This window comes from Nioella sp. MMSF_3534 (genome assembly GCF_030732985.1).
Lineage (GTDB): Bacteria > Pseudomonadota > Alphaproteobacteria > Rhodobacterales > Rhodobacteraceae > Nioella.
On the sequence record NZ_JASHJX010000015.1, the window covers coordinates 1 to 18,428 of the forward strand.

Annotated in this window: 20 protein-coding genes; 9 read left to right on the top strand and 11 right to left on the bottom strand. The window is 62.6% G+C overall.

Annotated features, from left to right (window positions below):
- Nucleotides 1-23 precede the first annotated feature (23 nt).
- The 3 genes from RBB16_RS08105 to lepA form a co-directional block, all read right to left on the bottom strand.
- Entirely contained in the window at nucleotides 24-206 is a 183-nt protein-coding gene (locus RBB16_RS08105; protein WP_306045681.1) for a CTP synthetase, read from the bottom strand.
- A gap of 69 nt (nucleotides 207-275) precedes the next feature.
- On the bottom strand, nucleotides 276-1,499 hold the full coding sequence (locus tag RBB16_RS08110) for a hypothetical protein (protein WP_306045682.1): 1,224 nt from the start codon (nucleotides 1,497-1,499) through the stop codon (nucleotides 276-278).
- A 140-nt stretch (nucleotides 1,500-1,639) separates the two neighbouring features.
- Nucleotides 1,640-3,439, bottom strand: a complete 1,800-nt coding sequence (gene lepA / locus RBB16_RS08115; protein WP_306045683.1) for a translation elongation factor 4 — start codon at nucleotides 3,437-3,439, stop codon at nucleotides 1,640-1,642.
- A gap of 255 nt (nucleotides 3,440-3,694) precedes the next feature.
- On the opposite strand from lepA, the gene RBB16_RS08120 reads away from it, so the two are divergent.
- Nucleotides 3,695-4,525, top strand: a complete 831-nt coding sequence (locus RBB16_RS08120; RefSeq protein WP_306045684.1) for a hypothetical protein — start codon at nucleotides 3,695-3,697, stop codon at nucleotides 4,523-4,525.
- Nucleotides 4,526-4,546: 21 nt separating this feature from the next.
- Here the strand turns inward: RBB16_RS08120 and RBB16_RS08125 are convergent, their stop codons facing one another.
- Nucleotides 4,547-5,014: an Lrp/AsnC family transcriptional regulator gene (locus RBB16_RS08125; RefSeq protein WP_306045685.1), complete on the bottom strand. Its 468-nt coding sequence runs from the start codon at nucleotides 5,012-5,014 to the stop codon at nucleotides 4,547-4,549.
- A 130-nt stretch (nucleotides 5,015-5,144) separates the two neighbouring features.
- Here RBB16_RS08125 and RBB16_RS08130 point away from each other — a divergent pair, with 130 nt between their 5' ends.
- Together RBB16_RS08130 and RBB16_RS08135 are read left to right on the top strand one after the other, a co-directional pair.
- On the top strand, nucleotides 5,145-6,197 hold the full coding sequence (locus tag RBB16_RS08130) for a Glu/Leu/Phe/Val dehydrogenase (protein ID WP_306045686.1): 1,053 nt from the start codon (nucleotides 5,145-5,147) through the stop codon (nucleotides 6,195-6,197).
- A gap of 128 nt (nucleotides 6,198-6,325) precedes the next feature.
- Entirely contained in the window at nucleotides 6,326-6,628 is a 303-nt protein-coding gene (locus RBB16_RS08135; protein WP_306045687.1) for a hypothetical protein, read from the top strand.
- Between the two features lie 2 nt (nucleotides 6,629-6,630).
- Here RBB16_RS08135 and RBB16_RS08140 read toward each other — a convergent pair whose 3' ends face one another.
- On the bottom strand, nucleotides 6,631-7,068 hold the full coding sequence (locus tag RBB16_RS08140) for a low molecular weight protein-tyrosine-phosphatase (RefSeq protein ID WP_306045688.1): 438 nt from the start codon (nucleotides 7,066-7,068) through the stop codon (nucleotides 6,631-6,633).
- Between the two features lie 46 nt (nucleotides 7,069-7,114).
- Here RBB16_RS08140 and RBB16_RS08145 point away from each other — a divergent pair, with 46 nt between their 5' ends.
- Nucleotides 7,115-7,804 (top strand): NAD-dependent deacylase, encoded by a 690-nt coding sequence (locus RBB16_RS08145; protein ID WP_306045689.1) that lies wholly within the window; start codon nucleotides 7,115-7,117, stop codon nucleotides 7,802-7,804.
- 89 nt (nucleotides 7,805-7,893) lie between these two features.
- Nucleotides 7,894-8,343 (top strand): hypothetical protein, encoded by a 450-nt coding sequence (locus RBB16_RS08150; protein ID WP_306045690.1) that lies wholly within the window; start codon nucleotides 7,894-7,896, stop codon nucleotides 8,341-8,343.
- Nucleotides 8,344-8,439: 96 nt separating this feature from the next.
- Here RBB16_RS08150 and RBB16_RS08155 read toward each other — a convergent pair whose 3' ends face one another.
- From RBB16_RS08155 to rpmB, 3 genes are all read right to left on the bottom strand, one after another.
- A complete protein-coding gene (locus tag RBB16_RS08155; RefSeq protein WP_306045691.1) occupies nucleotides 8,440-8,949 on the bottom strand; it encodes a copper chaperone PCu(A)C in 510 nt (169 codons plus the stop codon).
- A 41-nt stretch (nucleotides 8,950-8,990) separates the two neighbouring features.
- The gene (locus tag RBB16_RS08160; RefSeq protein WP_306045692.1) at nucleotides 8,991-9,338 is read right to left on the bottom strand and encodes a hypothetical protein; all 348 of its coding nucleotides are present in this window, start codon (nucleotides 9,336-9,338) and stop codon (nucleotides 8,991-8,993) included.
- 106 nt (nucleotides 9,339-9,444) lie between these two features.
- A complete protein-coding gene (gene rpmB, locus RBB16_RS08165; RefSeq protein WP_071690964.1) occupies nucleotides 9,445-9,732 on the bottom strand; it encodes a 50S ribosomal protein L28 in 288 nt (95 codons plus the stop codon).
- Between the two features lie 153 nt (nucleotides 9,733-9,885).
- On the opposite strand from rpmB, the gene RBB16_RS08170 reads away from it, so the two are divergent.
- Together RBB16_RS08170 and RBB16_RS08175 are read left to right on the top strand one after the other, a co-directional pair.
- On the top strand, nucleotides 9,886-10,587 hold the full coding sequence (locus RBB16_RS08170) for a DUF2161 domain-containing phosphodiesterase (RefSeq protein WP_306045693.1): 702 nt from the start codon (nucleotides 9,886-9,888) through the stop codon (nucleotides 10,585-10,587).
- Between the two features lie 73 nt (nucleotides 10,588-10,660).
- Entirely contained in the window at nucleotides 10,661-11,497 is an 837-nt protein-coding gene (locus RBB16_RS08175) for a DMT family transporter (RefSeq protein WP_306045694.1), read from the top strand.
- Here RBB16_RS08175 and RBB16_RS08180 read toward each other — a convergent pair.
- Nucleotides 11,471-12,235 carry a folate-binding protein gene (locus tag RBB16_RS08180; RefSeq protein ID WP_306045695.1) on the bottom strand — a complete coding sequence of 255 codons (765 nt, stop codon included), beginning with the start codon at nucleotides 12,233-12,235 and terminating at the stop codon, nucleotides 11,471-11,473. The two genes, RBB16_RS08175 and RBB16_RS08180, sit on opposite strands and share 27 nt — an antisense overlap.
- A gap of 70 nt (nucleotides 12,236-12,305) precedes the next feature.
- On the opposite strand from RBB16_RS08180, the gene RBB16_RS08185 reads away from it, so the two are divergent.
- Entirely contained in the window at nucleotides 12,306-12,995 is a 690-nt protein-coding gene (locus RBB16_RS08185; RefSeq protein ID WP_306045696.1) for a TIGR04283 family arsenosugar biosynthesis glycosyltransferase, read from the top strand.
- A 54-nt stretch (nucleotides 12,996-13,049) separates the two neighbouring features.
- A complete protein-coding gene (locus RBB16_RS08190; RefSeq protein WP_306045697.1) occupies nucleotides 13,050-14,240 on the top strand; it encodes an alanine--glyoxylate aminotransferase family protein in 1,191 nt (396 codons plus the stop codon).
- 88 nt (nucleotides 14,241-14,328) lie between these two features.
- On the opposite strand, the gene RBB16_RS08195 is transcribed toward RBB16_RS08190, so the two are convergent.
- A complete protein-coding gene (locus RBB16_RS08195) occupies nucleotides 14,329-15,435 on the bottom strand; it encodes a pyridoxal phosphate-dependent aminotransferase (protein ID WP_306045698.1) in 1,107 nt (368 codons plus the stop codon).
- Between the two features lie 78 nt (nucleotides 15,436-15,513).
- Nucleotides 15,514-18,330, bottom strand: a complete 2,817-nt coding sequence (locus RBB16_RS08200; RefSeq protein ID WP_306045699.1) for a valine--tRNA ligase — start codon at nucleotides 18,328-18,330, stop codon at nucleotides 15,514-15,516.
- Nucleotides 18,331-18,428 lie beyond the last annotated feature (98 nt).

The following is an 18,428-nucleotide window of genomic DNA, read 5'->3' on the forward strand; positions in this document are numbered from 1 at the left end:
CGTACACCCCCTGTGCAGACAGATCACCGCCCCTGCATCGCGCGGGCGACGAAGATTGCGACGGGGAAGGCCAGCAGGACACCCGCCACGACGGCCCCAGTGATCGGCCAGACCCCGACCCACCCCGCCACCAGAAGGATGACGAGGAACACGCCCGCTAGGGTGGCGCTGATGAAGAGGTGGAGGAGGAGGAGGAGATAGGACATGGGGGATGTCCTAACCGGTGGGGCGGCGGGGGGCTTTGATTTGGGTCAGGGTCGGAGAAGACGCCGGTTTCACCCCAACCCTGAACTTCTTTGGCTCCATCTCATATAAAACATAAGGAACGGATCGGTTAGATAGAGGAAATCATCGGACCACTCCAAAACAGGCTCACCCTGAATTTCGTCCTTAGCTATTCCGGACATGTGGCCCAACGCAGACGATACTTCGTGTTTCTGCGGCACATCGGAATCTACAAGAATTTTTCTCAGCTCATCACGAATGTCGTTGTAGTGAATTTTTTCTTTCGGACCAGTGTTGGCGATTGCTCGCAGAACAGCTTGATATATATCCAAGGCTTTCTCATTAGAAATTTGCCTCCGATCGATCCTCTTGGATCGAGATTGTGGACCCTTTGCTAACTTCTCGAAAGTAGGAAAACCGAACTGGCTCGCCACATCCCTGAATATCTCCTCCACTGCGTTACTGGAGGGGTTGAACTCCTTCGGATCGCTGAGGGTCTCCTCTATGTTGTAATGATGACATAGTCGGCTACAAAACCGCTGCATCAACAGAGGGCTACCGTTCGACTCCTCGGCAAACTCCTCTACTGCTGACGAGGAAACCTGCATCCCGAGGTTAGGGAATCCTTTTTGAGGAATTTCTTTGAGCTCAGAAACGAACCATGCCGGAATCTCAACGTGTGCGAAACGACCCTCCATTTCACGTTCGACGCCGATCGCGTCAAACGCTCGATGGGGAACAGCAATGAGAATTGCCACGAGGCCCTCAAATATCTCGGATTTCAGTGAACGGATCACTTCGCGTTGGACATTAGTCGGCATATAATGAAAGTCGTCGACAACAAGCGCGAGATCGTTATCTCGCATGAATTCCAACATTGTCTTTTTGTTATTGTTGTTGAAAGTTTGCGTTACACCTTCACTAGCCTTCGCTTGGGCCGAAACCAGATAGCGTATTCCGATAGAAGCTTGTTCTGATCCAGTTTCCGTCTCGCTCTCCGGGAGCCTAAGGTCTTGGAGAAGAAGACTCCAGAATTCCTCCGAGCTGGCCACTTGCCCGCCATTGACTAACGCTGAGCTATCGCGGCCAAGAACGTGCCTAGTTAGTACTGTCTTACCAGATTTAGTTGGCCCAGTGACACAAATAACTTTGTAGCCATCTCGAATTTCTGTTCTGAGCTTCTTTTCAAGATCCAGGGCTACGCGGTCCACATAAGTGACAGATGGCATTCCGCCCGCGACAAATACATTTTTAGTCTTCAAGTACTCAATCATCCATCTTGAAAGCCGACATAACCGCCAAAAGTGAGTATAGTTGCCCAGCTTTCGACGGTGTGCGCTCATGGAATTCTAAGCGCACAAGTCGCTTTAGTCCAGCACCTCATCCGCCTTCTGCAAATCAGAGTGGATGGCTACTAGCTATCCATCTTCAACGCATTGATAAACGCCGACTGCGGGATCTCCACCTTCCCGAACTGGCGCATCTTCTTCTTGCCTGCTTTCTGCTTGTCCAGCAATTTCCGCTTCCGGGTGGCGTCGCCGCCGTAGCATTTGGCGGTCACGTCCTTGCGCATGGCCGACAGCGTCTCTCGCGCGATCACGCGGCCCCCGATGGCGGCCTGGATCGGGATCTTGAACATGTGGCGGGGGATGAGCTCTTTCAGCTTTTCGCACATGGCGCGGCCGCGCTGTTCGGCCCGGTCGCGGTGGACCATCATCGACAGCGCGTCGACCGGTTCCTCGTTCACCAGCACCGACATCTTGACCAGGTGATCCTGCCGGTAGCCCTCCATCTGGTAGTCGAAGGAGGCATAGCCCTTGGTCACCGATTTCAGCCGGTCGTAGAAGTCGAAGACGACCTCGTTCAGCGGCAGGTCATAGACCACCATCGCGCGGGACCCCGCATAGGTCAGGTCAAGCTGGATGCCGCGCCGGTCCTGGCAGAGCTTCAGCACGTCGCCGAGATAGTCGTCGGGCACAAGGATGGTCGCCTTGATCCGCGGTTCCTCGATATGGTCGACATAGGTCAGGTCGGGCATGTCGGCGGGGTTGTGAAGCTCCTGCACCGTGCCGTCCTTCATGTGGACATGGTAGACCACGGAGGGCGCGGTGGTGATCAGCTCGATATCGTATTCGCGTTCGATGCGGTCGCGGATGACCTCGAGGTGCAACAGGCCGAGGAACCCGCAGCGGAAGCCGAAGCCGAGGGCTGCGGAGGTTTCCATCTCGAAGCTGAAGGAGGCGTCGTTGAGCGCCAGTTTCTCGATCGCGTCGCGCAGGTCCTCGAATTCGGCGGAGTCGACGGGGAAGAGGCCGCAGAAGACCACGGGTTGCGCCGGTTTGAAGCCGGGCAGCGCGGTGTCGGTACCGCCCTTTTCATGGGTGATGGTGTCGCCCACGCGGGTGTCGCGCACCTGCTTGATCGAGGCGGTGAGGAAGCCGATCTCGCCCGGGCCCAGTTCCTTGATGTCCTGCATCTTGGGGCGGAAGACGCCGAGCCGGTCGACGGGGTAGCGCCCGCCGGTTTTCATCATCTTGATGCGGTCGCCCTTGCGGATCACCCCGTCGATGACGCGGATGATGACGACGACGCCGAGATAGGCATCGTAGTAGCTGTCCACCAGCATCGCCTTGAGGGGCGCGTCGCGGTCGCCCTTGGGGGCCGGCAGGCGGGTGACGATGGCCTCCAGCACCTCGGGGATGCCGATGCCGGTCTTGGCGGAGATGAGGACGGCGTCAGAGGCGTCGATGCCGATCACATCCTCGATCTGTTCGGCCACGCGCTCGGGTTCGGCGGCGGGCAGGTCGACCTTGTTGAGGACCGGCACGATCTCGTGATCCGCGTCGATGGCCTGGTAAACATTGGCGAGCGTCTGCGCCTCGACCCCCTGGCTGGCATCGACGACCAGAAGCGAGCCTTCCACGGCCTGCATCGACCGGCTGACCTCATAGGCGAAGTCCACATGGCCGGGGGTGTCGATCAGGTTCAGCACATAGGTCTTGCCGTCCTTGGCCGGATACTCGATGCGCACGGTGTTGGCCTTGATGGTGATCCCGCGCTCGCGCTCGATATCCATGCTGTCGAGCAACTGCGCCTGCATATCGCGTTCGGCCACCGTCCCGGTCAGCTGGATCAGCCGGTCGGCAAGGGTGGATTTGCCGTGGTCGATATGGGCCACGATGGAGAAATTGCGGATGAGATCAAGGTCGGTCATGATGGTGGGATATGAGCGGGATTTGGGGTTTGGTCAATGGGGTCTGTTGGGCAGAGAAATCGCCTGTGACCGGTAGGTGTCAGACAGCTTCACCCTTCTCTCAATGGCAAAGTTTCAAAGACAGTCATCCAATTTTCGCACCGGTTTGGGATCAAGGCGCAACTTGTGTGCGCGGCGGGCCACGACAGGGAATTTGCCATCGCGGCCATGGCCGGCCATGATTGGGCTTTGTGATGAGAGTTCTGGTGGTTTGATATGGACAAGATTTTCGACGCACGGGGTGCCAAGGACTGGGCCAAGTCTCAACCGGTGGAAAAACGCAGCTATGTGGGGGCACGCGCGGCGTTGCGGGCCTTTCCCGCCATTTTCCTCTGCCGGGACGCGGCTTACGCAAACGACCCGGACGCTTTCAACATGAGAGAGGTGATCGCCCTGCCCACGCTCTTCGGGCTGGCCTTGTCATCGGCTGCCGCAGCACGGGACACGCAGGGCGCAGTCAAGACCGGACAAGAGTTGGATATTGTCTCGGCAGCCCTCGAACACTGGTCTGGCGAAGCGGCGAGCGGGTTCGATCCTGCGACAGCCGACGGGGATCGCGCGGCGGAACAGGCCATGACGGCAACCCTTGATGCCGTATCGGGCGTTCTGGAGAGTTTCCGGCGGGCGTCGGGCACGGCCGTCAGCAACTCGGCCCGTGCGATTTCCAAAGCCGTCTCTGTGCTGGCCGAACGGGCGGGGTGTCCACCGGACGAGATAGACGCCCGCGCTGAGGCCGCGTCATCGGTGATCTACGCCGCCGCCACCAACGACGCTAACGACCCCGAACAGGACTGGCCACCGCTTTGGTCCAGCGATCTTCCGGCGCTGCCAGAGCTGCTGGACCTCTGGGAGGTGGGCAAGGCGCATTTCGGGAAAGAGCCGGAAACCTGGGGCTTCTGGGTCGATTGGTATGAAGGCTTGCTGAACGGGCGCCAGCCCTCATGGCCAGTGACGCTTCGCATCGCCACCGGGATCGAAAGCGGCGAATGGGAGCCCGTCGGTGGTGCGGCACTGGCTGCCCGGAGGATTGCCCGGATCACAAGGTAGTCGGTTTCGAGCAAAGCCCCGTCAGCGTCCAAGCGAAGACGCTGCGCTGATCTCCCGATCCACCATCGCGCGCAGCGAAAAGCTGGTGCGGGTGGAGCGGATGCCGGGGACGCTCATCAGGTTGTGTTCGAGGAAGCTGTCGAAACTGCGCAGGTCGCGGGCGGCGATTTTCAGCAGGATGTCGCGGCTGCCGGTCATCAGGTGGCATTCCAGCACCTCGGGGAAGCGGCGGATGGCGCGTTCGAACCCTTCCAGCGCGTCGCGGCTCTGGCGTTCCAGTTCGGCGAAGACGAAGACGGTGATGGGGTAGCCCAGTTTTTCCGGGCTGACGCGGGCGGCATAGCCGGTGATGATGCCCTCGGCCTCCATCCTTGCCATGCGGCGGGCGCAGGGGGTGGGGGAGAGGCCCACACGTTCGGCCAGATCGGTGACCGGCAGGCGGCCATCGCGTTGCAGGGTGGTGACGATCTTGCGGTCGAGGTCGTCCATCCGCGTGAATCCTTCGAATCAGGGGGTGATGACAGAGAATATCACCAATCATCGGGCTCATGGAACGGATATTTGGCGTCAATCCCCCCTGATCTGACGATATCCTCCCCCTCAAAGAGGAGGACACCCCATGCAGATCACCACCCTGCCGACACCCAGCCATGAAGAGGTCTTGCGCGTTTCAGACGAGGCGACCGGGCTTGTGGGCTTTATCGCCATCCACTCCACCCAGTTGGGCCCGGCGGCGGGCGGCTTGCGGATGAAGCCCTATGCCAGCGAAGAGGCGGCGCTGACCGATGCGCTGCGGCTGAGCCATGGGATGACTTTCAAGAATGCTGCTGCTGGTCTGCCCCTGGGCGGCGGCAAGGCGGTGATCATGGGCGATCCGGCTGTGCTGAAATCCGAGGCTTTGCTGGCGGGGTTCGCCGGTGCCATCGCGGCGCTGAAAGGGCGCTACTGGACGGCGGAAGACATGGGGATGAGCCCTGCCGATATGGCGGTGATCGCGCGCGGGACGGAGTTTGTCGCGGGCCTGCCGGACGGGGATTTTGCCAGCGGCGACCCCTCGCCCATCACCGCGCGCGGCATCTTCAACGCGATCCGTTGCGCCGCGCGGCACCGGTTCGGATCGGGCGACCTGACCGGGCGCAAGGTGGCGGTGCAGGGCCTTGGGCATGTGGGCTGGTATCTGGCCGAGATGCTGCATGATGCCGGAGCGTTGCTGATCGTGGCCGATATCGACCCGGCACGCTGCGCCAAAGCGGCGGACGTGTTCAATGCGGCTGTTGCCCCGGTGGACAAGATCCTGCAGGTGGAGGCCGATATCCTCGCCCCCTGCGCCATTGGCGGCATCCTGAACGCTGAAACCATTCCGGCGCTGCGCGTTCAGGCCGTGGCGGGTGGGGCCAATAACCAGCTGGCAACCCCTGCGGATGGCGACACGCTGCACAGGCGCGGCATCCTCTATGCGCCGGATTATGTGGCCAATGCGGGCGGCATCATCAACGTGGCGACCGAGATCCTGCAGATCCGGGACCGGGAAGGCTTTGTCACCGACAAGTTGGCCGAGGCCGAAGCGACGCTTGACGCGATCCTGACTCAGGCCACCACGCGCGGGCTGGCACCGCATAAAGTGGCCGACGATATCGTTCTGAGCCGCATGCAGCAGCGCCCTGCCGCCTGACCTCTGCCATTTTCCGCCCATTTTGCCCCCGTTGCGCGCCGGGAGATTGCGCTGCGGGGGTATTTTCGGCAGATTACCTTGCAAATGGGGGGGGGCAACCCCTTGCATGGGGCAAGCGAGGCAGGGCGATGCGCAAGACATTCTCAGCATTTCTGATCACGTTTATGGTTGTGGGCGCTCCTCTGGAGGCAAGCCCGGTGGAACGCGCCTGTATGACATCGGGCCGCACGGCGGCGAACCCGTCGCTTTGCGCCTGTATCGGCAGCGCCGCGCGCCAGACCCTGAATTTCGGTGAACAGCGCCGCGCCGCGCGTCTGTTTGACGACCCGGACGAAGCGGAAGAATTGCGGATGTCCGACAACCACCGGGACGAGGCATTCTGGGACCGGTACAGGGCCTTCGGGGAAACCGCCGAACAGATGTGCGGCTGAGATCAGGCCAGCTTTGCAGCCCAGGCCAGCGCGGCTCGTTCGATCAAAATTAACGCTCCATCGAAGTCCCGCGTGTAGTACGGGTCGGGCACGTCGGTCGGGGCGTCGTCCAGCATGGAAAGGTAGAGTGACAGCTCTGCCGTGGCATCCGCTGGCCGGATCGCTTGCAGATCCTCCAGATTGCTGCTGTCCATCGCAAGGATCAGGTCGAAGCGGTGGAAATCGTCGGCTGTGACCTGCCGGGCGCGTAGTGTGGACAGGTCATAGCCCCGTGCCCGCGCGGCCGCCTGCATCGGGCCATAGGGCGGCTTGCCCACATGCCAGCCTGCGGTTCCGGCGCTGTCGATATGTGCATCAGGCAATGCCGCGCGCAAGAGTGCTTCACCGGTGGGTGAGCGGCAGATATTGCCCAGACAGACACAGAGGATAGACTTGGCCATGGGGGCTCCTTCGTTGCGCCCCCTTGATGCCACGGAAGGGGGCTGAATGGAACGCATTGTCATCCTGACCGGCGCGGGGATTTCTGCGGAAAGCGGGCTTGGCACCTTTCGCGACAAGGACGGGCTTTGGACGCGCTACGATTTGAACGAGGTCGCCACGCCCGAGGGCTTTGCCCGCAATCCCCGGCTGGTGCATGACTTCTACAATGCCCGCCGCGCCAATGCGCTGGATGCAAGCCCGAATGCCGCCCATGAAGCGCTGGCCCGGCTGGAACGGGAGAGGGCGGGCGAGCTGCTGATCGTCACCCAGAACGTGGATGACCTGCATGAACGCGCGGGCAGCCGCAATGTGCTGCATATGCATGGAGCGCTTGCCGGGGCGCTGTGTGCGGCCTGTGACCATCGCTGGCCCGCGCCACGGGCGATGGACCCCGACGCCCCCTGCCCCGCCTGCGCCGCGCCGCGCACGCGCCCCGATATCGTCTGGTTCGGCGAAATCCCCTATCACATGGACCAGATCGCCGAGGCGTTGTGGCAGGCCGACCTGTTCGTTTCCATCGGCACCTCGGGCGAGGTCTATCCCGCCGCCGGATTCGTGCAGGAGGCGCAGGCCGCCGGGGCCGAGACGCTGGAAATCAACCTGGAGCCATCGCGCGTGCCGGGGCTGTTCGACCGGGTGATCGCGGGGCCAGCCACCGACACAGTGCCGAACTGGGTGGCTGAGATGCTGGCATAGTGACCCGTTCACAAGCCGGTGAGGCGGTTTGATTGCGCACTCAATATAGTGTATAATAAACACGTATTGAGATGCGTAAAGGACTTCCCATGCAACGCCACTCCATCCTCGCTCTTTGCCTGCTATTCGCCGCCCACGGTACGGCGGTCCATGCGCAGGCCGGTCTGGAAAGCTATGACCTGACCCCCTATCGCGTGATCTCGGTACATGGTGACTGGCGCGTTCTGTGTACGCCCGTGGGCACTGGCAGCTGGTCCTATCCGCGCGATTGCGCCGTTGAGGATCGCTATGGGCTGATCGTGTTCGTCAATCCGTTCGGCTACTTCGCCTATACGCGACGCGGGCATGTTCCCGGCGATGGCATGATGCGGGAGGGCGAAGGTTTCGGCGCTGAAGAGGTATTGCTGACCTATGCCGGTCCCGACGCATCGGCCGAGTTCATTTCGGGTGGCGCAGTCTTTCCAGACGGCTCTGCCCATACGGTCAGTCTTGACGGATATGCCGAGGCGCAGGCCGCCGCGATTGCGCTGATGCAATAGGGTTTCAATTGGGACGGCGCGCCGGATGGAACCTGCGGCGCGCCGCCAAGGGCCGCTATGGGAGGGACAGCACCGTCGCGGCCCTATCCCAAGGGCTTAGTCAGAGGCGGCGTTGCCCATGTTGCCGTGGTTCATCTGGCCATGCCCCTGCATCTGCTGGCGCATCGGGTTGCGTTCCAGGTCGATCGGGATGGTCACGGTCATTTCACCGGCCTGTTCGAAGACCAGGGTCACCTCGATCTCATCACCATGTTCGAAGGGCTGGTTGAGGCCGAGGAACATGACATGGTCACCGCCGCGCGCCAGGGCGTGGCTGCCACCGGCGGGAATGGCGAAGCCTTCCTCTACGTGAATCATTCGCATCACGCCATTTGCGTCTTCCTGATGCGTGTGCAGCTCGACCCGCTGCGCCACGTCCGAGCGTGCCGCGATCAGCCGATCATCGGTGTCGGTCTGGTTCATGATCTCCATGAAAGCCGCGCCCGATTGCGACATCATCGCCGAGGCGCGCGCATAGGGGTCGTGGATCATGATACCGTCGGCAAAGGCGGGAAGGGCGAAGGACAGGGCGGCAACGCCCGCGAGAAGGGTGGATTTGAACGACATCGGTCGTCTCCTTGATCTGATTGGAATAGGGGAATTCGGGATCAGATCAGGGATGGGGGGCCACGCCCCTGCCCGCCTTGCACGTTGGTTTCGTGAATAAGCAGCGTGAAGGGCCGCGCATAGAGCCGCGCCATGCGCCATTGCGGCGCGTCCAGCGGTTGCGGTTCCGTCAGGGCCAATGCGCCGATGGTGCAATCGGGGCAGGCATGGGTCACCTCAATCGGCTGCCCATCGGGGCCAAGGGGCACGACCTGCTGGCCTGCGTCGATGCACAGAATCATTGCGCCCGACATCGACATCCCGCCACGGGCCACGGCCATGCTGACCGAGGTCATGGCAAGCACCAGACCAAGCAGCAGCGCGGTTGCGGGATTCAGCAGACGGTTCATGTGGCCTAGATAGGCACGGGTCGCGGCGCTTGCAAAGCGCAAAAAGGACGCGGCCCCCGAACAGATGCCGGGGGCCGCAAAACTGTGCCGAAAGGATCGGGGAAGATCAGGCTTCTGCCTGTGCCTTCGCGATATCTTTCTTGATTTTCAGCGCTTTGGGCGACAGCTCTTCGTCTTTCGCCTTGGCCAGGAACGCATCCAGACCACCACGGTGATCGACGGAGCGCAGGGCCGCTGCCGAAATGCGCAGCTTGAAGCTGCGATCAAGCGCCTCGGACCCGAGGGTCACGTCGTTCAGGTTCGGAAGAAACCGACGCTTGGTCTTGTTGTTGGCGTGGCTGACATTGTTGCCAGACATGGGGCCTTTTCCGGTCAATTCGCAGACGCGCGACATGTGCTTATCCTCGGTCTCAGAAACGGACAAGGGCGCTGAGCCGGTCAGCGCCCCTACAAATCTGGCGGGTGGATACGGCGCTGCACGAGCAGTGTCAAGCGATTCATCCCCGCCCGGGATGACTTTCCCTGTTTCCCGTCATAGCCTGCCGCCATGGTGAAGGAAACCGATCTCTACCCGCCAGTGAAGGCCTTTCTAGAAGGACAGGGCTACGACGTGAAATCCGAGGTCGGGGCCGCGGATGTTGTCGGTCTGCGCGCGGGCGAGGATCCGGTGATCGTGGAGCTGAAGACCCGTTTCTCGCTGGCACTCTTCCATCAGGGCGTGGCGCGGCTGGCGCTGGCGGACCTCGTCTATCTGGCGGTGCCGCGCGGGACCGGGCGCGGGTTTCAGAAGGCGTTGAAGGAAAACATGACCCTCTGCCGCCGCCTTGGGCTTGGCCTGCTGACGGTGCGGCTGCGCGATGGCTTCGTCGAGGCGCATTGCGATCCGGGGCCCTACGCGCCGCGCATCTCGAAGCCGAAACGCCAGCGCCTGCTGCGGGAGTTTTCTCGGCGCGTGGGGGACCCCAACACCGGCGGCGCCACACGGGTGGGACTGGTCACCGCCTACCGGCAGGACGCCCTGCGCTGCGCCGCCCATTTGGCCAAGCAAGGCCCGTCACGCGGGCGCGACGTAAAGGATGCCACAGGCGTGGACCGCGCCACGACCCTGATGCGCGACGATCACTACGGCTGGTTCGAGAAGGTCGATAAAGGCGTCTATGCGCTGACCCCGAAGGGGGTTGAGGGGCTGGAGGGGTACGGCGCGCCCGAGCCGCGTCCCCTGTCTGACAGCGAAGAAAGCCCCGGCTGACCCCGGATTTGGGTTTCCCTTTCCCGTCCGGCTGGTGTCATATCGCCGAAACACTCCGCCAAGGTCGCAGGCAATGTCCTTCACGGTTCTACTGGCGGTTCTGGGCGCGGCATTGCTGCATGCGAGCTGGAACGCCATCATCAAGACGGGGCTGTCTAAACAGACCTCGATGTTCCTGCTGTCTGTAGGACATGCCGCCATCGGCTTTTGCGTAGCCCTGACCAAACCGTTCCCGGTGGCAGAAGCCTGGCCCTGGCTGCTGGCCTCGGGGCTCATCCACATGGCCTATCAGCTGTTCCTCGCCTTTGCCTATGAACAGGGGGATCTTAGTCGCGTCTACCCGCTGGCACGCGGGGCCGCCCCGATGATGGTTCTGGTGGTGAGTGTCCTGTTCCTGTCGGACCCGATGGGGGTCATGGATTATGTGGGCGTACTGGTCCTTGGCCTCGGCATCGCCTTCATGGCGCGGGGGGTTTTCACCAACGGGGAATCGCGGCGGCTGCTGCCCTTTGCGTTTGGCTCGGCCATGGCCACGGCGGGCTATACGCTGGCAGACGGGTTGGGCGCGCGTGTGGCAGGCGATCCGCTGCAATATGTGGGCTGGCTGATGATGATGTCGGCGCTCTTCTACACCCCCGCCGCCATCGCGCTGCGTGGGGTCGAAGTGATCCGGGCCAGCGCGCGGGATTGGGTCATGGGAATGATCGCGGCTGCGGCAAGCTTTGCGGCCTACGCCATTGCAGTCTGGGCCATGACGGTGGCGCCGCTGGCGCTTGTCGCGGCGCTGAGGGAAACGTCGATCCTGTTTGCGGTACTGCTTGGCTGGCTGCTGTTCGGGGACAAGATGGACCGGGGCAAGATCATCGCTGCTGTGCTGATCGTCTCAGGCGTTGTTCTGACCCGGCTCTGACCAACGGACGGTCGCGTCGCCCGCCACCATGTCGCCCTTTGCCCGGTCGAAGCGCAGATAGGCAATGGCCCGCCCGCCCGATTGGGTAAAGAGCGTGCCCGCCGGTTTATCGCCCGCCATGATCGGGGTGCCCACGGGGGCGCTGCCGTCTATCTCCACCGTCACCAGCCCCTTGCGCAGGGTGGTCTTGTGTTTCATCCGCGCGGTAACCTCTTGGCCCACATAGCAACCCTTGCGGTGATCGACCCCGTGCAGCCGGTCATAGCCCATCTCCAGAATATAACTGTCCTCGGGGATCAGCTCGATGCCGGTTTCGGGGATGCAATGGGCCACGCGGATGGCGTCCCAGTCGATCTGCGGCGCGCTGCCCTCCATCCCATAGGCCCGCCAGCCGAGGGCCTTGTGGCGTGGGTCGGCAAAGGCGCCTTCCGGCATCTCGCCAAGGCCACGGGCCACCGTCAAGCCGCTGTCGTCGATCGTCACGGCTGCACGCAGCTTGTACATCGAGAGACGCCGGAACAGCCCCGGCGCATGGTCACCGGCCACATCGAGCAGGATATCCTCGCCCCGGTCGAGCAGGAAGAAATCGGCCAGAAACTTGCCTTGGGGAGACAGAAGCGCGGAATAGACGAGTGCACCGGGCTGGGCGTCATTCGTCACCAACCCGTGCAAGAAGTGATGCGCATCCTTGCCTGCAATCCGCAATACGGTGCGATTCTCTGCCTTTTCGCCGGTCATCCACGTTTCCTTTCGCGTCTTCCCCGTCATATAGGACGGCAGACCGTCCTGAACCATGGGCTTTCGCAAGATGCCTGCGCCGCTGTCCATCATCATCCCCACCCTGAACGCAGCACCTTTGCTGGCGGCGACCACTGCGGCGCTGATGGAAGGCGTCGAGATGGGGCTGGTGCGCGAACTGGTGATCTCTGACGGCGGGTCCACGGATGAAACGGCAGAGGCCGCGAGGGAACTGGGCGCAGTCTGGGTCAGCGGCCCGGCCAGCCGGGGCGGGCAACTGGCGCGCGGGGCGCAGGCGGCGTCGGCCCCGTGGCTGCTGTTTCTGCATGCCGACACGCATCTGGCCCCCGGATGGGCCGAGGCAGGTCTGACCCATATGAACCGCAACCCCGAGAAAGCCGCCTGTTTCCGCCTTGCCTTCCGCAGCGAGGCGAGCGCCGCACGGCGCGTGGCGGGATGGGCCAACTGGCGAACGCGGGCGCTTGGCTTGCCTTATGGCGATCAGGGGCTGCTGCTGTCGCGGGCGCAATACGACCGGGTCGGCGGCTACCCGGACCAGCCGCTTATGGAAGATGTGGCGATCGCGCGCGCCCTGAAAGACCGGCTTGTGATGTTGCCGGTGGAGGCGCGGACATCGGCAGCGCGATACGAGGCGGAGGGCTGGGTGAGGCGCGGGGCGCGCAACCTCGGCACCCTGCTGCGCTACCGGATGGGGGCCGATCCGGAGCGGCTTGCACGGCGCTATCACAGCACCGATTGACCCCGCCTGCGAGGGCGGCTACCGCTTTCACATGCCCTCTTGAAAGGTCCCGACATGAGCCTCGCCAACGGTCGTCATTACCTCGCCATTCCCGGCCCCTCGGTCATGCCCGACCGCGTGCTTCAGGCAATGCACCGTCCTGCGCCCAACATCTATACAGGGCAGTTGGTGGACATGACCGCAACCATCGTTGCGGATCTCAAGCAGGTGGCACGGACCCGGCATGAGGTGGCGATTTATATCGCCAACGGCCATGGCGCGTGGGAAGCGGCGCTGTGCAACACCCTCTCACGGGGCGACAGAATCCTGATTCTCGGAACCGGTCGGTTTTGCCAAGGCTGGGGCGAGATGGCGCGCGGATTGGGGATCGAGACCGAGATCATCGATTTCGGCTTCCGCGCGGCGGTGGATCTGGACCGCGTGGCAGAGGCTCTGCGCGCCGATACGGGCCACAAGATCAAAGCGGTTCTGGCGGTTCAGGTCGATACGGCTTCATCGGTGAAAAACGACATTCCCGGCCTGCGGCGCGTGCTGGATGAGACCGGCCATCCGGCGCTGCTGTTTTCCGACAATATCGCCTGCCTGGCAGTGGATGAATTCCACATGGATGACTGGGGAGTCGACGTGATGGTGACGGGCTGCCAGAAAGGGCTGATGGTGCCGCCGGGCATGTCCTTCGTCTTTTTCAACGACAAGGCGGATGCCGCCCGCGAAACGGCTGACTGCGTGACGCCCTATTGGGATTGGCGGCCGCGTGCGAACCCGGCGCTCTACTACCAGCATTTCTGCGGCACCGCGCCGACGCATCACCTGTACGGGCTGCGCGAGGCGCTGGACATGATCCTGCACGAAGAAGGGTTGGAGGCAGTCTGGCGCCGCCACAAGGTGCTGGCAGGGGCTGTCTGGGCTGCGTTCGAGGCATGGGGAACGGGCACCGATATCGAGCTGAATATCGCTGGCCCGGCTGAACGTTCACACGCGGTTACGACGGTTCGCATGGGGGGCGTGGCAGGCACGCGCCTGCGCCACTGGCTGGAGCAGCAGGCGGGGATCACGCTTGGCATTCCGCTTGGCGCACCGGAAGAAGACGCCAATGGCATCTTTCGCATCGGCCATATGGGACACGTGAATGCGCATATGGTTATGGGCGTGCTTGGGTCGCTACAAGCGGGCATGACCGCGTTGCGCATTCCCCACGGACCCGGCGGACTTGATGCAGCAGCCGAGGTCATCGCAAAGGGATAGAAGAATTTTGAACCAAAATTCTTCAGACCTTCCCAAAATTCTTCTGGAAGAATTTTGCTGGCCCGAAAAATCTTCCAGAAGATTTTTCCTAGTCGCTCGCATCTGCCAATGCGGCGGGAAGCACCTTTGCGAAGGCTGCAAGATCCTCGTCGCGCCCGCAACTCACGCGGATGCAGCGATCCTGTGGGGACGTGAACGGCATGCGCACGAAGATTCCTCGCGCCACCAGCCCCTGAAGCACGGACCGGGCAAAATCCCCGTCGCGACCGCAGTCGATGGTCACGAAATTGGTTGCTGACGGCAGCGGCGTCAGCCCGTTGTCCCGTGCAATCTGGCTGATCTGGTCGCGGGAGTCCGCAATCCGCACCACCGTTTCACGCAGGTAATCCTGATCCTCCAACGCCGCCAGCGCGGCGGCCTGTGACACGCGGCTCATGCCGAAATGGTTGCGGATCTTGTTAAAGGCGGTGATCAGCCCGGCCTCGGCAATGGCATAGCCCACGCGCATGCCCGCAAGGCCATAAGCCTTGGAAAAGGTGCGCATGCGTATCACGCGGGTGTCGCTGGCATCAAGCGGCGGGATCGCATCGACAGGGGCGCTGTCGCAATAAGCCTCATCCAGCACAAGAAGGCAGCCTTCGGGCACCGAATTGATCAGATGCTGTACGGTGTCCGCGTCGTGCCAACTGCCCATGGGATTGTCGGGATTGGCGAAATAGATCAGCTTGGCGCGCGTTTCATGCGCCTTGGCGATCAGCGACAGCGGGTCTTCATGGTCGTCGGCATAGGGCACCTTGTGAAGCTCGCCGCCGAACCCGGCCACGTGGTAGTTGAAGGTCGGATAGGCCCCGTCCGAAGTGACCACCGCATCGCCAGGTTTGATCAGCAGCCGCACCAGATAGCCAAGCAGGCCGTCGATCCCTTCACCCACCACGATGTTTTGCATGCCCACACCATGATGGGCCGCAAGCGCTGCGCGCAGATCGTAGGATTCCGGGTCGCCATACATCCACGCCTCATTCGCGGCTTCGGCGATGGCTGCCTTGGCCTTGGGCGAGGGACCGAAAACGCTTTCATTGGCGCCAAGCCGCGCGCGAAAAGCCTCACCGCGGGCCCGTTCCTGGGTTTCGGGGCCCACAAATGGGACGGAGGCGGGGAGGCTCTGGACGAGCGATGTGTAGCGTGGACCGATCATGGCAAGAGAAGAACCCAAAAGCGAAGCGACGCGCAAGGGTTTCCCGCGCGTCGCTGGTTGTAACAGAAGGGCGGGCTGTTAGCCGATCTCTGCCAGACGCGCAAGCGCGTCCTTGATCTTGGCCTCTTCCTCTTCACGCGCGGCAAGGTTGTCGCGGGTTTCCTCGACCACCTCTGCCGGGGCGCTTTGGGCAAATTTCGGGTTGTTCAGCCGTCCGCGCAGCCCGCCCAGTTCCTTGGCGAGCTTGCCAAGCACCTTTTCCAACCGCGCCTTTTCCTCGTCCACGTCGATGATGTCGGCAATCGGCAGGCCAAAGACCGCGCCTTCCACGGCGATGGTGACGGCCCCTTTGGGCAGGGCATCCACGGCCTGAACGCCGACCACACGGGCGAGGCGCAGGATCATCGCTTCGTTGCGGTTCCACGCGGCTTGCCCCTTGGCGTCCAGTTCGGCTTGCAGAAGCGGAACTTTCAGACCCGCAGGCACATGCATCTGCGCGCGGACGGACCGGATGGCTTCAATGAGGCCGATGACCCAGTTCATTTCCCGATCCGCCTCGGCATCGACCAGTTCCTCGCCGTAGGCGGGCCAGTCGGTGTGGACCAGCAGCTTTTCGCGCTCGGCGATCTGGCCCCACAGTTCTTCGGTCACGAAGGGCATGGTGGGGTGCAGCATCACAAGGCACTGGTCGATGACCCAGGCCATGGTGGCACGGGTTTCCGCGATGACGGCCTCGTCGCCCGAGGCGAAGAGGGGCTTCGCGAATTCCAGGTACCAGTCGCAGACCTGACCCCAAACGCTGGCGTAAAGCCCGTTTGCCGCATCGTTGAAGCGATAGGCATCGAGTGCTGCGTCATGGGCGACGCGGGCGCGGGCGATCTCGCCCACGATCCAGCGGTTGACGGTCTGGGTGACGGCAGACGGGTCGAAGCCCGGCACCGGCTTGCACTCGTTCATTTCCGCGAAACGGGCGGCGTTCCAGATCTTGGTGGCGAAGTTGCGATAGCCCGCGATGCGGCTGGTGGACAGTTTCAGGTCGCGGCCCATGGCGGCCATGGAGGCGAGCGTGAAGCGCACCGCATCGGCGCCGTATTCGTCAATCAGTTCCAGCGGGTCCAGCACGTTGCCCAGGGACTTGGACATCTTCTTGCCCTTCTCGTCCCTCACGAGCGCGTGGACATAGACCGTGTGGAACGGCGCCTGATCGACCACGGCCAGCTGCATCATCATCATCCGGGCTACCCAGAAGAAAATGATGTCGAAGCCGGTGATGAGCGTCGAGGTCGGGAAATACTTGGCGTATGCGTCAGTCTCCTCGGGCCAGCCGAGCGTGCCGATGGGCCAGAGACCGGAGGAGAACCAGGTGTCGAGGACGTCCTCATCCCGTGTCAGCGCCTTGCCACCTGACATGACGACAGCCTCGTCCTCAGTCGCGGCGCAGTATTCCTTGCCGTCTTCATCGTACCAAACCGGAATCTGATGCCCCCACCACAATTGCCGCGAGATGCACCAGGGCTCGATGTTCTCCAGCCAGTGGTAATAGGTCTTGGCGTCGCGTTCGGGCAGAATGCGGGTGTAGCCTGCGGTTTCGTCGAATTCGCCCGCTTCTTGCGCGGCCATGCCCTTGCGGACGGCGTCCAAAGCGGGGCCGACGATCTTTTCGGCATCCACAAACCACTGGTCGGTCAGGTAAGGCTCGATCGCCACCTTCGACCGGTCGCCATGAGGCACCATGTGGCGGTCTTCGTCGATTCCGTCGAGCCAGCCATTGTCGCGGGCCTCGGTCACGATGGCATCGCGGGCCTCGTAGCGGTCCATGCCGTCATAGCGTTCGATGGCCGCGCCGATCATCTCCGCCGGGCAGCCCTCCGCGAAATCGTCATTGCCGCGCAGGAACATCGCCGCGCGGGTGGTCATGACGTTGATGGCGCTGAGGCCGGTGCGCTTGCCGACTTCCATGTCGTTGAAATCATGCGCGGGCGTGATTTTCACGGCACCGGTGCCCTTGTCCGGGTCGGCATATTCATCGGCCACGATCGGGATCGACCGGCCACAGATGGGCAGCGTCACGGTCTTGCCGATCAGATGCGCATAGCGCCGGTCCTCGGGGTGCACGGCCACGCCGGTATCCCCCAGCATCGTTTCGGGCCGCGTCGTGGCGACGGTCAGGTAATCGCGGGTTTCCCAGTCGGTCGGGTTGCCTTCCTCGTCGAACTCAATCGGATGTTCGTAGGTCTCACCCCCGTCAAGCTTGTAGCGCAGGCGCCACATCTTGCCGTTCACCTCGACCTGCTCGACCTCCAGATCGGAAATCGCGGTCTCGAAATGCGGGTCCCAGTTCACCAGCCGCTTGCCGCGATAGATGAAGCCCTTGTTGTACATCTCCACGAAGACCTTGATGACGGCATCGTGGAAATTGGCATGGTTGCCACGGTCGGGATCGCCCTCTGCGCCACCCATGGTGAAGGCCTCGCGCGACCAGTCGCAGGAGGCGCCGAGGCGCTTGAGCTGCCCGATGATGGTCCCGCGCGATTTGACCTTCTGCTGCCAGACCCGGTCGAGGAACTTCTCACGCCCCATTTCGCGGCGCGACGGCTCGCCATTGGCGGCCATTTCGCGTTCCGTCACCATCTGCGTGGCGATCCCCGCGTGATCGGTGCCGGGCTGCCACAGCGTGTCGAACCCCCGCATCCGGTGCCAGCGCACAAGGATATCCTGAAGCGTGTTGTTGAAGGCATGGCCCATGTGCAGGCTGCCGGTCACATTGGGCGGCGGGATCATGATGCAGAAGGTCTCGTCCCGGCTGGCATTGGCACCAGCGGCAAAAGCGTTCGTTTCTTCCCATTTCGCGGAGATCCGCGGCTCGGCCTCGGCGGCGTTAAAGGTCTTTTCCATCGCCTGCATGTCCCATGTCTTGCGTCAGGTGGTGACTTATCCGCTTCGCGGGCAAAGGCCAAGGGCACGGGGCAGGGAATTGCGGTGAAATTGCGTGG

Excerpts from the sequence above, each read along its gene's own strand:
- RBB16_RS08105 (WP_306045681.1), bottom strand. The coding sequence starts at position 206 with ATGTCCTATCTCCTCCTCCTCCTCCACCTCTTCATCAGCGCCACCCTA.
- RBB16_RS08110 (WP_306045682.1), bottom strand. The coding sequence starts at position 1,499 with ATGATTGAGTACTTGAAGACTAAAAATGTATTTGTCGCGGGCGGAATG.
- lepA (WP_306045683.1), bottom strand. The coding sequence starts at position 3,439 with ATGACCGACCTTGATCTCATCCGCAATTTCTCCATCGTGGCCCATATC.
- RBB16_RS08120 (WP_306045684.1), top strand. The coding sequence starts at position 3,695 with ATGGACAAGATTTTCGACGCACGGGGTGCCAAGGACTGGGCCAAGTCT.
- RBB16_RS08125 (WP_306045685.1), bottom strand. The coding sequence starts at position 5,014 with ATGGACGACCTCGACCGCAAGATCGTCACCACCCTGCAACGCGATGGC.
- RBB16_RS08130 (WP_306045686.1), top strand. The coding sequence starts at position 5,145 with ATGCAGATCACCACCCTGCCGACACCCAGCCATGAAGAGGTCTTGCGC.
- RBB16_RS08135 (WP_306045687.1), top strand. The coding sequence starts at position 6,326 with ATGCGCAAGACATTCTCAGCATTTCTGATCACGTTTATGGTTGTGGGC.
- RBB16_RS08140 (WP_306045688.1), bottom strand. The coding sequence starts at position 7,068 with ATGGCCAAGTCTATCCTCTGTGTCTGTCTGGGCAATATCTGCCGCTCA.
- RBB16_RS08145 (WP_306045689.1), top strand. The coding sequence starts at position 7,115 with ATGGAACGCATTGTCATCCTGACCGGCGCGGGGATTTCTGCGGAAAGC.
- RBB16_RS08150 (WP_306045690.1), top strand. The coding sequence starts at position 7,894 with ATGCAACGCCACTCCATCCTCGCTCTTTGCCTGCTATTCGCCGCCCAC.
- RBB16_RS08155 (WP_306045691.1), bottom strand. The coding sequence starts at position 8,949 with ATGTCGTTCAAATCCACCCTTCTCGCGGGCGTTGCCGCCCTGTCCTTC.
- RBB16_RS08160 (WP_306045692.1), bottom strand. The coding sequence starts at position 9,338 with ATGAACCGTCTGCTGAATCCCGCAACCGCGCTGCTGCTTGGTCTGGTG.
- rpmB (WP_071690964.1), bottom strand. The coding sequence starts at position 9,732 with ATGTCGCGCGTCTGCGAATTGACCGGAAAAGGCCCCATGTCTGGCAAC.
- RBB16_RS08170 (WP_306045693.1), top strand. The coding sequence starts at position 9,886 with ATGGTGAAGGAAACCGATCTCTACCCGCCAGTGAAGGCCTTTCTAGAA.
- RBB16_RS08175 (WP_306045694.1), top strand. The coding sequence starts at position 10,661 with ATGTCCTTCACGGTTCTACTGGCGGTTCTGGGCGCGGCATTGCTGCAT.
- RBB16_RS08180 (WP_306045695.1), bottom strand. The coding sequence starts at position 12,235 with ATGACCGGCGAAAAGGCAGAGAATCGCACCGTATTGCGGATTGCAGGC.
- RBB16_RS08185 (WP_306045696.1), top strand. The coding sequence starts at position 12,306 with ATGCCTGCGCCGCTGTCCATCATCATCCCCACCCTGAACGCAGCACCT.
- RBB16_RS08190 (WP_306045697.1), top strand. The coding sequence starts at position 13,050 with ATGAGCCTCGCCAACGGTCGTCATTACCTCGCCATTCCCGGCCCCTCG.
- RBB16_RS08195 (WP_306045698.1), bottom strand. The coding sequence starts at position 15,435 with ATGATCGGTCCACGCTACACATCGCTCGTCCAGAGCCTCCCCGCCTCC.
- RBB16_RS08200 (WP_306045699.1), bottom strand. The coding sequence starts at position 18,330 with ATGGAAAAGACCTTTAACGCCGCCGAGGCCGAGCCGCGGATCTCCGCG.